The organism is Kitasatospora sp. NPDC101235 (assembly GCF_044767505.1).
Taxonomy (GTDB): Bacteria; Actinomycetota; Actinomycetes; order Streptomycetales; family Streptomycetaceae; genus Kitasatospora.
The window spans coordinates 47,340-60,131 of the sequence record NZ_JBIWNZ010000016.1 but is presented as its reverse complement, the minus strand read 5'-3'; the positions used below and the strand labels follow the sequence as shown (position 1 = coordinate 60,131).

General features: G+C 72.1%; 11 protein-coding genes and 1 pseudogene. 5 read left to right on the top strand and 7 right to left on the bottom strand.

Annotated elements, in window-relative coordinates:
- Nucleotides 1-32: 32 nt before the first annotated feature.
- The 3 genes from ACIRRH_RS25170 to ACIRRH_RS25160 all read right to left on the bottom strand — a co-directional run bounded on the left by ACIRRH_RS25170 (nt 33) and on the right by ACIRRH_RS25160 (nt 2,659).
- Nucleotides 33-995: a hypothetical protein gene (locus ACIRRH_RS25170; protein WP_403071488.1), complete on the bottom strand. Its 963-nt coding sequence runs from the start codon at nt 993-995 to the stop codon at nt 33-35.
- Between the two features lie 180 nt (nt 996-1,175).
- Nucleotides 1,176-1,745 carry a GNAT family N-acetyltransferase gene (locus ACIRRH_RS25165; RefSeq protein ID WP_403071485.1) on the bottom strand — a complete coding sequence of 190 codons (570 nt, stop codon included), beginning with the start codon at nt 1,743-1,745 and terminating at the stop codon, nt 1,176-1,178.
- Nucleotides 1,746-1,768: 23 nt separating this feature from the next.
- Nucleotides 1,769-2,659, bottom strand: coding sequence for an NAD(P)-dependent oxidoreductase (locus ACIRRH_RS25160; protein ID WP_403071482.1), 891 nt, complete (start codon nt 2,657-2,659; stop codon nt 1,769-1,771).
- A gap of 106 nt (nt 2,660-2,765) precedes the next feature.
- On the opposite strand from ACIRRH_RS25160, the gene ACIRRH_RS25155 reads away from it, so the two are divergent.
- Nucleotides 2,766-3,113 carry a helix-turn-helix domain-containing protein gene (locus tag ACIRRH_RS25155; RefSeq protein WP_224284731.1) on the top strand — a complete coding sequence of 116 codons (348 nt, stop codon included), beginning with the start codon at nt 2,766-2,768 and terminating at the stop codon, nt 3,111-3,113.
- A 60-nt stretch (nt 3,114-3,173) separates the two neighbouring features.
- On the opposite strand, the gene ACIRRH_RS25150 is transcribed toward ACIRRH_RS25155, so the two are convergent.
- Both ACIRRH_RS25150 and ACIRRH_RS25145 read right to left on the bottom strand, forming a co-directional pair.
- Nucleotides 3,174-3,596: a DUF350 domain-containing protein gene (locus ACIRRH_RS25150; protein ID WP_403071479.1), complete on the bottom strand. Its 423-nt coding sequence runs from the start codon at nt 3,594-3,596 to the stop codon at nt 3,174-3,176.
- 117 nt (nt 3,597-3,713) lie between these two features.
- Complete coding sequence (locus ACIRRH_RS25145) at nt 3,714-4,202, bottom strand: LURP-one-related/scramblase family protein (RefSeq protein WP_403071476.1); 489 nt, start codon at nt 4,200-4,202, stop codon at nt 3,714-3,716.
- A 127-nt stretch (nt 4,203-4,329) separates the two neighbouring features.
- On the opposite strand from ACIRRH_RS25145, the pseudogene ACIRRH_RS25140 reads away from it, so the two are divergent.
- Together ACIRRH_RS25140 and ACIRRH_RS25135 are read left to right on the top strand one after the other, a co-directional pair.
- Nucleotides 4,330-4,830 (top strand): annotated as a pseudogene (locus ACIRRH_RS25140) (GNAT family N-acetyltransferase); the annotation flags it as partial.
- A 658-nt stretch (nt 4,831-5,488) separates the two neighbouring features.
- Nucleotides 5,489-7,303, top strand: coding sequence for an NHL domain-containing thioredoxin family protein (locus tag ACIRRH_RS25135; protein WP_403071473.1), 1,815 nt, complete (start codon nt 5,489-5,491; stop codon nt 7,301-7,303).
- A gap of 80 nt (nt 7,304-7,383) precedes the next feature.
- On the opposite strand, the gene ACIRRH_RS25130 is transcribed toward ACIRRH_RS25135, so the two are convergent.
- Nucleotides 7,384-8,691, bottom strand: coding sequence for a M18 family aminopeptidase (locus ACIRRH_RS25130; RefSeq protein WP_403071470.1), 1,308 nt, complete (start codon nt 8,689-8,691; stop codon nt 7,384-7,386).
- A gap of 337 nt (nt 8,692-9,028) precedes the next feature.
- Nucleotides 9,029-10,858 carry an acyl-CoA dehydrogenase gene (locus tag ACIRRH_RS25125; RefSeq protein WP_403071467.1) on the bottom strand — a complete coding sequence of 610 codons (1,830 nt, stop codon included), beginning with the start codon at nt 10,856-10,858 and terminating at the stop codon, nt 9,029-9,031.
- 213 nt (nt 10,859-11,071) lie between these two features.
- Between ACIRRH_RS25125 and ACIRRH_RS25120 the strand changes: the two genes are divergently transcribed.
- Both ACIRRH_RS25120 and ACIRRH_RS25115 read left to right on the top strand, forming a co-directional pair.
- The gene (locus tag ACIRRH_RS25120; RefSeq protein WP_374119997.1) at nt 11,072-11,575 is read left to right on the top strand and encodes an SseB family protein; all 504 of its coding nucleotides are present in this window, start codon (nt 11,072-11,074) and stop codon (nt 11,573-11,575) included.
- 122 nt (nt 11,576-11,697) lie between these two features.
- The gene (locus ACIRRH_RS25115) at nt 11,698-12,657 is read left to right on the top strand and encodes a pirin family protein (protein WP_403071464.1); all 960 of its coding nucleotides are present in this window, start codon (nt 11,698-11,700) and stop codon (nt 12,655-12,657) included.
- Nucleotides 12,658-12,792 lie beyond the last annotated feature (135 nt).

The following is a 12,792-nucleotide window of genomic DNA, read 5'->3' as shown; positions in this document are numbered from 1 at the left end:
TCGGCAGACCCCGGCCTCCGCAGACCCCGGCCTCAGCGGGCCTCCGCGGCTCGCACCCCCGTCCGCCGCCAGTACGACCGGGCGGCCACCATCAGCGCGACCCCGTACCCGGCGAACCCGCACATGCCGACCCAGGCGATCTCCAGCGCGCTCTGCTCGCCGGCGAGCTCGCCCAGCCTGATCCGCGTCACCCCGGCGGTGCACAGCGTCAGGTAGCCCATCCCGAACAGCCCGTACGGCGCCAGCGTGGCCGCCCCCAGCAGGGCCGGGGTGAGCGGCAGCCAGCGCGGCACCCGACGGCCGCTCAGCGGCAGGGTCCAGCGCGGGAAGACCTGCCCCCACGGACGGACCAGCCCCCAGAGCAGGAACACCCCGAGCAGCGCCAGCAGCATGGTGGCGTCGAGCCCCCAGCGCTCCAGGGCGAGCCAGAGCCCGGAGGAGCCGTTGTGCACGTAGCTCGCGTACATCTGGTCGCCACCGATCCCGGCAAAGCTGCCGCCGAGCGCCCAGACCAGCTTCATCAGCACGTACGGCACGAACGCCAGGGTCCCCGCCCAGGCGGCGAGTTGGACGATCGGCGGAGCCGCCGTGGGCGCCGGCGCGGCCCGTCCGGCCCGGCGGTCCGGCCCTCCGCCGGCGCCCGGCCGCGGGCCCAGGGCGGTGCAGGCCAGCAGCACCGCCCCCACCACCGCCAGGGCGCGCTCCACCGTGTCGGGGACACTGTCCACCCGCTGCCCGAACAGCAGCGTCACCACGTCCATCAGCAGGCCCCAGGCCCCCACCGCGGCCGACCCGCACAACAGCCACAGCAGCCGGCGCACCGGCTTCCGCCGCACCACCGCCAGGCCGGCGGCGGCCGAGACCGCCCCCACGCCGGCGACCACCCACCCCGGCCAGACCGCGCCGAACAGTTCCGTCCCGCTCAGCGCACACCCCAGTCCGAACCCCACGCACCCGAGGCCCCAGCCGGTCACCGCCCACCCGTTTCGCACCATGCCGCCAGGCTCGCCCGCACGCCCGCACCACTCCTCCCCCGGTGCGGTGATCCGGCTCCCCCGCCCGGGGGAACCCGGCACCACTCGCGCTGGAGCACGCTCCGGCTCCTGGTCTCGCCCGAGGAGATCGCCGGCAAGGCGCAGGCCGCCCGGCCTGGTTCGGCCGGGCGGGGCAGCGGTTCACCCCCTCGGGGCGGCGAAGCAGTGGACGGTGACGGTGCGCCCGGAGGCCCACTGCTGGTCCCCGCTGCCGAGGTTGGTCCAGCCGAGGCGGCGGTAGAGGGCCACGGCGGCGGTGTCGGTGGCGAGGACGTCGAGCACCGGGTGCAGGCCGAGCGCCCGCGCGTGCGCCACGGCACAGGCCAGCAGCCGGGCGCCGATGAGGTGGCCGCGCGCCCTGGGGGCGACGTAGAGGCGGCCGACCGTGGTGGTGAGCTCCGGGGGGCCTCCGGTGCGGTGGCTCCACAGCGCGGGGGCGAGGTCGCCCGGGGCGCTGCGGGCGAGGCCGACGTGTCCGGCGAGCCGGCCGTCCGCCTCGGCGATCCAGGCGGCGAGCAGGCCGTCCGGGGTCAGCCAGGCGGCGGGGTGGTCGGGCCAGTCGGCGGGATAGCCGTCGGCGGCGTGGACGTCGCCCAGCACCCGGACGCAGTCGGCGAGGTCGTCGGCGCGGCGCGGTCGGACCACCACCCCCGCCCCGGCCTGCCGCGAGTCGGACGCGACGACGGTGGCGCGTTCTTCGAGGTCTTCCATGCCGGTACGTTACCGGCCGGACCTCACCGTCGCAGCAGGTCGACGACCCCGGTCAGGTCCTCCTCACCACCGCCGATCTCCAGTCGACGCTCCATCAGCCGGAAGTAGGGCCGAAGGAGTTCGGCGCTCACCCGCTGCTCCTCGGCGGTGCGCAGCAGCGTCTCCTGGCCGGCCACCTGCATAGCCAGGTTGGACACCACGTCCTGGGCGTAGTCGCCGCTCTCCAGCTGCTCCGCCGTCCTGGCCACCGAGCCGGACATCGCGGCGAGCCAGCCGCCCAGCAGCGGCGCCAGCTCGCTCGGCGCCACGGCCTCGCCGCGGACCAGCGCGAAGGCGTGCGCGATCCCGGCGAACATCCCGTACATCCCGCTGAGCAGCGCCACGTCGTGCAGCGCCGCGTAGCCGGCGTCCGCGCCCACGTACCGGGTGCCGGCCGGGGCGGCCAGGGTGCCCCCGTGCTCCTCGAACAGCTCGGCCGAGCCGCTGTAGAACACGTACGCCCCTGCCGCCGGGACGCCGATCATCGGCGGGACGGCCATGATCCCGCCGTCCAGGTAGCGGGCCCCGCGCTGCTCCGCCCAGGCGGCGCGGGCGCGGGCCTGCCCGGGGGTGCTGGTGACCAGGTTGACCAGGTCCTTGCCGGTCAGGTCCACGCCGTCCAGCGCCTCCAGCACGGAGGCGTCGTCGAGCAGGCAGACGACGACCAGCCGGTTCGCCGCGACGGCCTGCGCGACGGTGGCGGCGACGGTGGCACCGCGGGCGGCGAGCCCGTCGGCGCGGGCGGCGGTGCGGTTCCAGACGGTCAGCGGGTGCCCGGCGGCGAGCCAGGCCTCGGCCAGCGCGGTGCCCATCGCGCCGAGGCCGAGCAGGGTGAGCGGGGTCTTGGACGTGTTCTCAACGGGGTTGGTTGCCATGGCAGTCAGCCTCCGCGCCGGCCCCGGAAACGATCAAGTACGCACTTCGAAGTGGGTGGTTACCCTGGGGTGAGCATCGAGGTCGGCGGGGCCGGAAGGGGTGGGCATGGCGATCGTGCCGAGGCCGGGGGCGTACGTCTGCGGGACGGACGCCGCGATGGACGTGATCGGCGGCAAGTGGAAGGTGTCGATCCTCTGGGCCCTGGGCGAACGCCCGCGCTGCCGCTTCGGCGAGCTGCGCAGGCTGCTGCCGGGGATCACCGAGAAGGTGCTGGCCGCGCACCTGCGCGAGATGGAGGCGCACGGCATCGTGCACCGGGAGGCGTACGACGAGGTGCCGCCGCGGGTCGAGTACGCGCTGACCGAGGCGGGGCGCCGCCTCAACACGGCGCTGGGGCCGCTGGGGGACTGGGGGCGGGAGCACGTCCTGGGCAAGGCGCCGTACCCGGCGTAGCGCGCCCCCACCCGACGACGCCCGGCCCGAGCGCCGCCGACCCGTGCCCCGAGGACCGTCCTAGGCGATCGCGGCCGACACCACCGCGGCCACCGCGATGTTGCAGGCGGCCGACACCCACACCGCCGGATGCGGCTCCGGCTCGACCAGGATCTCGCCGAGCTTGCCCGGCGTCAGCAGGTCCACCAGCCAGAACGCGACGGCCATCAGCACCAGCCCGAGCAGGCCGTAGCAGGCCGTCGAGACCAGGCCCTTGGCGAAGTCTGCGTAGGTGTACATGATCGCGGTGAAGACGATGCCGCCGATGCCGAGCAGCGCGGAGCTGAGCAGGACGGCGGCGTTGCGGTTGCGCTCGACCCAGATCTGGTGGCCGAGCCGGCCGGGCGTCAGCACGTCGACCAGGCCGATGCCGAGAAGCAGCAGCACCACGCCGAGGACGCCGTAGGCCGCTGCCGCACCGAGCCCGTGCAGAATGTCGTTCATCGTGGTTCCAGCCCCCGGTCCGCTCGTGCCGTGCCCGCTGACCGCCATGGTCAAGGGCTGGCAAAAGATACCCCACCCGGGTGAGGGGCGGACCGGAGATCCGGAAACCGGGGACAGTCAGTCCTCGTCCTGCACCAGGTGGTCGACGCAGGCGGCGACGGCCAGCAGCAGACCGGTGTCCGCGCCGTCGGCGATCTCCACCCCGTAGGTGTCCCGGATCCGGAACCACTTGCGGCTGATCCGGGCCAGCTCGTCGCCGTGGTGGTTCTCGATCCGGTAGTCCTTGTCGATCAGGTTGCCGTGGATCTTCAGTTCGCCGCCGGAGGCCAGGTCCACCAGGTACTTGTCCCGGAACGGGGTGAACAGCTTCTCCCGGACCGTGGCGATCACCTCGCCGTCGGCGTCCTCGATCTTCATCGCGTCACGGACGGTGAGCATCTTCTCCTTCACCACCGCGACCACCCGCCCGTGCGCATCCTTCAGCTCGAAGGTGTGCCGCAGCCGCAGGACCTTGCCGTCCACCAGGTACGCCTTGTGGCCGCGGTCGTCCTCGATCCAGTAGTCGTCACCGACCGCGAACAGCTTCTCCCTGACCAGATACCGCACCGTGCGACCTCCTCCGTGTTGACGTCGCCCCATTCGACCCCGAACCTCCGGCCCCGGAAAAGCACCGGCACGAAGCACGGCCGGAAACCCCGTCGCGCGGCACCGCCGGATGACCTTCAATACCGCCATGCACCGCGACCTCACCACCGCCGAACTGCGCAGCGAGCGCCTCGACCTGCTGCCGATCGCTCCCGGGTACGCCGAGGAGCTGGCGGCCGCGCTCGCCGACCCGGCCCTGCACGCCTTCACCGGCGGCCGCCCGGCCACCGTCGAGGAGCTGCGCGCCCGCTGCGCCCGGCTCGCCGCGGGCTCCCCCGACCCGGCCGAGGCCTGGGGCAACTGGGTGTTGCGGCTGCGCGCCGACGGCGCCCTCACCGGCTACGTGCAGGCCACCGTCCGCGACGACGAGGCCGAACTGGCCTGGGTGGTCGGCACCCCCTGGCAGCGCCGCGGCCTGGCCGTCGAGGCCGCCCGCGCCCTGCTCGACCACCTGACCGCCGCCGGCCTCGCCACGGCCGTCGCCCACATCCACCCGGACCACCTGGCCTCCGCCCGGGTCGCCACCGCCCTCGGCCTGCGCCCGACCGTCCACCGGCAGGACGGCGAGACCCGCTGGCAGGCCGATCTCACCCGGCCGGACCACTTCCCGCACGGCAGCGGTCTGACCGCCGAGCACGCCGCCCGGCTGAACGCCCTGGTCGAGGACTGCCTCCCGGTGCTCGCGGAGGAGGGCATGGCGGCCGTCCAGTGGCTGCTGGCCGACCGGGGGGTGGGCATGATCCCCGCGATCATGGTCACCAGGGTCCTGCTCGGCTGGGACGGCACCACGCTCCACAGCGCCCGCGAGGCCGTGGAGCTGAGCGACGCCCGCCGGCCGGCCTTCTGACCCCGGCGCGCCCCGCACCGGCCGCGCCGGGAAACGGCCGTGCGGAGGCGCTCCCGCCTACTTCCGCGCCCACCACGCGGTGAGGGCGGTCCCGCCGGCGGAGGCCGCCGTGATGAGCCACACGGGAATCCGCTGGACCGTCAGATGCAAGCCGCCCCACCGGAGTTCGAACTGCGGCGGGCGAGCCTTTCGCTGCGGCGTCGACATGGAGCCATGGTGCCACCTTGGAATCGAAGGAAGCAAGCACCGCAGAGGAGCAAATCAAAGGCGCCTCACTCGCCCCTTGGACACGATGCCGAAATCTGAGCAATGAACTTCGATCACGGCCCGTCGCAAGAACGCACCGGCACCCCCGACCCGCACCGGAATGCGGACGGACGGCGTGCGGTTTGATGGGGTTATGGCATCTCGTGCACGTGTACGCGCCCCCGAGCTGGTCGGGGCAGGCGGTTGGCTGAACACCGGCGGCAAGGAGCTCACGCTCGCCGACTTCCGGGGCAAGATCACCATTCTGGACTTCTGGACCTTCTGCTGCATCAACTGCCTGCACGTCCTGGACGAGCTGCGGGAGCTGGAGGAGAAGCACCGCGACACCGTGGTGATCGTCGGGGTCCACTCGCCGAAGTTCGTGCACGAGGCCGACCACCGGGCCGTCGTCGACGCCGTGGCCCGTTACGAGGTGCACCACCCGGTGCTGGACGACCCGGCGCTGGTCACCTGGAAGCAGTACGCCGTACGGGCCTGGCCGACGCTGGTGGTGATCGACCCGGAGGGCTACGTGGTCGCCCAGCACGCCGGCGAGGGCCACGCCCACGCGCTCGCCCGGCTGGTCGAGGAGCTGGAGGCCGAGCACGCCGCGAAGGGCACGCTGCGCCGGGGCGACGGTCCGTACGTGGCGCCGGAGCCGACCGCCGGGGACCTCAAGTTCCCCGGCAAGGCGGTCCGGCTGCCGAATGGCCACTTCCTCGTCGCCGACTCCGGCCACCACTCGCTGGTCGAGCTCGCCGAGGACGGCGAGACGGTGGTGCGCCGGATCGGCGACGGGCAGCGCGGCCTGGTGGACGGGGACAGCCCGCGGTTCAGCGAGCCGCAGGGCCTCGCGCTGCTGCCGGAGGGCTCGGCGTACGACGTGGTCGTCGCCGACACCGTCAACCACGCGCTGCGCGGCGTCCGCCTCGCCGACGGCCACGTGACCACCCTGGCCGGCACCGGCCGCCAGTGGTGGCAGGGCTCGGCCACCACGGGCCCGGCCCGCGAGGTGGACCTCTCCTCCCCGTGGGACGTCGCCTGGTTCGACGGCCGGGTGTGGATCGCGATGGCCGGCGTGCACCAGCTGTGGTCGTACGACCCGGCCGCCGGCACGGTCGCGGTCGCGGCCGGCACCACCAACGAGGGCCTGGTGGACGGGCCCGCCACCGAGGCCTGGTTCGCCCAGCCGTCCGGCCTCGCGGTCTCGGCGGACGGCGAGCGGCTCTGGGTCGCCGACTCCGAGACCTCCGCGCTGCGCTGGGTTTCACGTGAAACAGGGACGGTCGAAACCGCCGTCGGCACCGGTCTGTTCGACTTCGGCCACCGTGACGGCGCGGCCGGTCAGGCGCTGTTCCAGCACCCGCTGGGCGTCACCGTGCTGCCGGACGGCTCGGTGGCCGTCGCCGACACCTACAACCACGCGCTGCGCCGCTACGACCCGGCGAGCGGCGAGGTCAGCACGCTGGCCACCGACCTGCGCGAGCCCTCCGGGGCGGTGCTGGTGGACGGCGACATCGTTGTGGTGGAGTCGGCCCGGCACCGGCTGACCAGGCTTCGGCTGCCGGAGGAGGCGGTGCGGGTCGAGTCGGTGGCGCACCGCACCCAGCGCGCGGCCACCGAGGTCGCCCCGGGCGCCTTCCAGCTGGACGTGGTCTTCGAGGCGCCGAACGGCCAGAAGCTGGACGAGCGCTACGGCCCGTCCACCCGCCTGCTGGTCAGCGCGACCCCGCCCGAGCTGCTGGTCTCCGGCGCGGGCGCGGACACCGACCTCTCCCGTGAGCTGGTGCTCTCCGCCGAGGTCGCCGAGGGCGTGCTGCACGTCTCGGCGATGGCCGCGTCCTGCGACGACGACCCGGAGATCGAGTACCCGGCCTGCCACGTGCACCAGCAGGACTGGGGCGTGCCGGTGAAGCTGGTCGCCGACGGCGCCCGCCGTCTCCCGCTGGTCCTGGCCGGGATGGAGTAGCCGCACGGCAGGAAGGGCGGGGCCCGGCGTTCCTCGCCGGGCCCCGCCCTTCAGTTCGGGCTCAGCCCTTCAGCTCGGCCTCAGCCCTCCAGGAAGGCCTTGAGCGCGCTCGCCAGCAGGTACGGGTCGTCCGCGCCGCACAGCTCGCGCGCCGAGTGCATGGAGAGCGCCGCGATGCCGCAGTCCACCGTCGTGATGCCCAGCCGCGCCGCCGTGATCGGGCCGATCGTCGTACCGCAGGGCATGGCGTTGTTGGAGACGAAGGTCTGCCACGGCACGCCCGCCTTCTCGCAGGCGGCCGCGAACACCGCCCGGCCGACGCCGTCGGTCGCGTAGCGGTTGTTGACGTTGACCTTGAGGATCGGCCCGCCGTTCGGCATCGGGTGGTGGCCCGGCTCGTGCCGCTCGCTGTAGTTCGGGTGGACGGCGTGGCCCATGTCCGAGGAGAGGCAGACGGTGCCGGCGAGCGCCCGGGCCCGGTCCTCGGTGTTGCCGCCGCGCGCGTGGATCGTCCGGTCCAGCACGTTGCCGAGCAGCGGGCTCTGCGCGCCGGTGTCGGACTCGCTGCCGGTCTCCTCGTGGTCGAAGGCGGCCAGCACCGGAATGTACGGCAGGTCGGCGGCGGCACCGGCCGTGGCGACGGCGGCGAGCGCGGCGGTGGCCGCGTGCACCGAGAGCAGGTTGTCCAGGCGCGGGGCGGCCAGCAGCTCGCGGTCGCGGCCCAGGTAGGAGGCGGGCTGGACGTCATGGGTCATGAGGTCCCAGCCGACCACGTCGGCGGCGTCCAGGCCGGCCCGCCCGGCGACGTAGGAGATCAGCGCGCCCTCGTCGACCGGGCCGAGGCCCCAGATCGGGGTGAGGTGGCGCTGCTTGTCGAGCTTCATGCCCTCGTTGACCTGGCGGTCCAGGTGGATGGCGAGCTGCGGCACGCGCAGCAGCGGCTCGTCCAGCTGGACCAGCCGGGTGGTGCCGTCCTTGAGCGCGAGCCGCCCGGAGAGGCCGAGGTCGCGGTCCAGCCAGGTGTTCAGCGGGACACCGCCATAGATCTCCACCGCGACCTGCCGCCAGCCCTCCGAACCGGTGTCCGGCACCGGCTTGACCCGCAGGTTGGGCGAGTCGGTGTGGGTGCCGACGATCCGGAACGGCGTCTCGGGGCCCGCCCCCTCCGGCAGGTACCAGGCGATCAGCGCGCCCCCGCGGATCAGGTAGCGCCCACCGGCCGCGCCGTCCCACGCGTCCGTCTCGGCGACCTTCCGGAAGCCCGCCTTCTCCAGCCGCTCCGCGGCGCTCGCCACCGCGTGGTACGGAGACGGCGAGGTGCCGAGGAACGCGATCAGGTCGTCGCTGTGCGTCCGGTCGAAAAATGCCTGGCGGGCGGCGGTCGACATACTGCTCCTGGGTCGAGTGAGGGCCGAAGCCGGATGGGGAGTCGGCTTCGCCCCTGAGCATATGCCCGTACACAGACAGGGCATTCGGAACAGTCCGGTCCGATGTGCAACCCTGACCCGGCCGTGAACCACCCCGCACGACCGGAGGTCTCCTCCGTTCGGGTGCGGTCCCGTGACGCACCGACGGCCCGGGACGTACGCACGGCCCAGGACACGCACAAGGCCCAGGACGCACCGAAGGGCCCGGTGGCAGCCGGGCCCTTCGGTGCGAGGGTGTGTCAGGCAGTCAGAGAGGTGTCACGCGACGGGGGGTCCCCCGGGTGACGGAGGGCGAGGCCTAGAAGGCCTCCTCCGCCAGCTCCATGATCTCGTTGTCGATGCCCTCGGCGATCAGGCGCTGCGGAGCGACGGTCGGCAGGACGTTCTTGGCGAAGAAGCGGGCCGCCGCGACCTTGCCCTGGTAGAAGGGGACGTCCTTCTCCGAGGCGCCGGCCTCCAGCTTGGCCAGGGCCACCGCGGCCTGGCGCAGCAGCAGCCAGCCGACGACGACGTCGCCGGAGACCATCAGCAGGCGGGTGGTGTTCAGGCCCACCTTGTACATGTTCTTGACGTCCTGCTCGACCGAGGTCAGGTCGGCGATCAGCTTGCCGACGATGGCCTCCAGGTCGCCGGCGGCCTTGGCGAGCAGCTCGCGCTCGGCGGCCAGGGCGTCGCCGCCCTCGGCCGAGCCGATGAACTTCTGGATCTGCTCGTTCAGGGCGGTGAGCGCCTGGCCGCCGTCCTTGACGATCTTGCGGAAGAAGAAGTCCTGGCCCTGGATCGCCGTGGTGCCCTCGTACAGGGTGTCGATCTTGGCGTCGCGGATGTACTGCTCGATCGGGTACTCCTGGAGGTACCCGGAGCCGCCGAAGGTCTGCAGGGACTGGGCGAGCTGCTCGTAGGACTTCTCCGAGCCGTAGCCCTTGACGATCGGCAGGAGCAGGTCGTTCAGGCGCTCGGCGGCCTCGTCGCGCTCGCCGCGGAGCTTGGCCGCCATCATGTCGTCCTGGGTGGACGCGGTGAACAGGACCAGCGCGCGCATGCCCTCGGCGTAGGCCTTCTGGGTCAGCAGCGAGCGGCGCACGTCCGGGTGGTGGGTGATGGTGACGCGCGGGGCGGTCTTGTCCATGAACTGCGAGATGTCGGCGCCCTGCACGCGCTCCTTGGCGTACTCCAGGGCGTTCAGGTAGCCGGTGGAGAGGGTGGCGATGGCCTTCGTGCCGACCATCATGCGGGCGAACTCGATGATCTTGAACATCTGGCGGATGCCGTCGACCTTCTCGCCGAGCAGCCAGCCCTTGGCCGGGTGCTTGGCGCCGAAGGTCATCTCGCAGGTGTTCGAGGCCTTGAGGCCCATCTTGTGCTCGACGTTGGTGGCGTAGACGCCGTTGCGCTCGCCCAGCTCGCCGGTCTCCCAGTCGAAGTCGAACTTGGGGACGATGAACAGGCCCAGGCCCTTGGTGCCCGGCTTACCGCCCTCGGGGCGGGCCAGCACCATGTGGATGATGTTCTCGGACATGTCGTGCTCGCCCGAGGTGATGAAGCGCTTCACACCCTCGATGTGCCAGGAGCCGTCCTCCTGCTTGATCGCCTTGGTGCGGCCGGCGCCCACGTCGGAGCCCGCGTCGGGCTCGGTGAGGACCATGGTGGAGCCCCACAGGCGGTCGGTCATCCGCTTGGCGATCTCGAGCTGCGCCTCGGTGCCCTCCTCGGCGATGACGCCGGCGAAGGCCGGGCCGGAGGAGTACATCCAGATGGCCGGGTTGGAGCCCAGGACCTGCTCGGCGTAGGCCCAGATCAGCGAGGACGGGGTGATCTGGCCACCGATCGACTCCGGGATGCCCAGGCGCCACCACTCGGCGTCCATGTAGGCCTGGTAGCTCTTCTTGAAGGTGGCCGGGATCGGCGCGGTGTTGGTCTCCGGGTCGAAGACCGGCGGGTTGCGGTCGGTGTCGGTGAAGGACGCCGCGAGGTCGTTCTCGGCGAGGCGCGAGATCTCGCTGAGGATGCTCTTCGCGGTCTCGACGTCCATGTCCGCGAACGGTCCGGTGCCGTACACCTGCTCGCGGCCGAACACCTCGAAGAGGTTGAACTCCACGTCCCGCAGGTTGGACTTGTAGTGACCCATGGCCGTTATCTCCGGTTCGTCGCTTCCGGGAGACCGCCGCGTTCCGGCGTCCCGTACCCACCAGTAGGCATCATGATGCTACCCAGCGGTAACTTGGGCAAGCCCCCGCCCGTGAATCCGCTATGAACGTGGTCACGTCCCACAGCCAGGACCGCCACTCCTTGTCAGGATCGGCGCCAGCGCGGGAGGGTGCGCTCCCGCTAGCCTGTCCGTGTGTACGGATATGACCAGAACACATACCCGGGCGACCCCTACCAGCAGCAGGCGGGACCGCAGCAGGGCATGAACGGCATGCCCGGACCCGACGCCTACGGCGGGCAGTCGCAGCCCCCGCAGCAGTCCCTGTACCCCGAACCCTCGCCGCCCTCACTCGCGGACGCCGTGCGGGCCTTCACCACCGGCTCGATGGCGGTCGAGGACTTCCAGGCGATCTTCATCACCTCGAAGGTGCACTGCCCCCGCGGCGACCGCCCCGGCTTCCTGGCGCTGCACAACACCCCGACGCCGGTGATCCCGATGTTCAGCTCCCTGAAGGAGCTGCGCCGCTACGCCGGCAAGGACTCCAAGCACTTCACCGTCACCGGCGCCGAGGTCCTGGACCTCCTGCCGACCGGCTACGGCTTCGCGCTGGACATGGAGGGCGAGCACCGGATGGTGTTCGACGCCAAGGCCGTCGAGCAGATGGTGGACTTCACGATGCGCCGGATGTACGGCTGACCCACCCTGGGAGAGGAGCCTGCGCTCCTCCGTCGACACATGGTTCAACTTTCAACTTGCTTGTTGTTGAGAATTGAACTAACCTCTTGCATGTAGCCCGGACACCCCCGAAGGAGGCCGACATGCCCGCCGTGACCGTCGACAACCCGCTGACCCTCCCGCGCGTCACCACGCCGGACCCCGCCGTCACGAGCGCCCGGCCGGTCCTCACCGTGGCCACCGCTCCCGAGGGCTACGAAGGCGAGGGCTTCCCCGTCCGCCGTGCCTTCGCCAAGATCAACACCAAGTACCTCGACCCGTTCATCATGATGGACCAGATGGGTGAGGTGGACTACGCGGCCGGCGAGCCCAAGGGCACCCCCTGGCACCCGCACCGCGGCTTCGAGACCGTCACCTACATCATCGACGGAACGTTCATCCACCAGGACTCGCACGGCGGCGGCGGCACCATCACCGACGGCGACACCCAGTGGATGACGGCCGGCTCCGGCCTGCTGCACATCGAGACCCCGCCGGAGTCGCTGGTGATGTCCGGCGGCCTCTTCCACGGCCTCCAGCTGTGGGTGAACCTGCCCGCCTCGGACAAGATGATCGCCCCGAAGTACCAGGACATCCGCGGCGGCAGCGTCAAGCTCCTCAGCACCGAGGACGGCGGCGCACTGCTCCGGGTGATCGCGGGCGAGCTGGACGGCCACCGGGGCCCCGGCGTCACCCACACCCCGATCACCATGATCCACGCGTCGATCAGCCCCGGCGCCCAGATCACCCTGCCCTGGCGCGCCGACTTCAACGCCCTCGCCTACGGCCTCGCCGGCAACGGCTCGGCCGGCACCGAGCACCGCCCCTTCCACCGGGGCCAGGCCGTCGTCTTCGGCGACGGCGACTCGATCACCCTGCGCGCCGACGAGAAGCAGGACTCCCGCGACAACAACTTCGAGGTCGTCCTCCTCGGCGGCCTCCCGATCCGCGAACCCGTCGCCCACTACGGCCCGTTCGTCATGAACAGCCACCGCGAGCTCCAGCAGGCCATGGAGGACTTCCAGGCCGGCCGCCTCGGCACCATCCCCGCCGACGCCCGCTGACCCGATCGGCACAGGAGCGGCGGACCGGCTTCCGGCTCCGCCGCTTCTTCGCGCGCCGCCATCCCCGATCACGACGAACCGCAGAGAAGCGGTAGCGAGGATCGGTTCCGAACCTGGCCGACCAGCCCGGCAGCA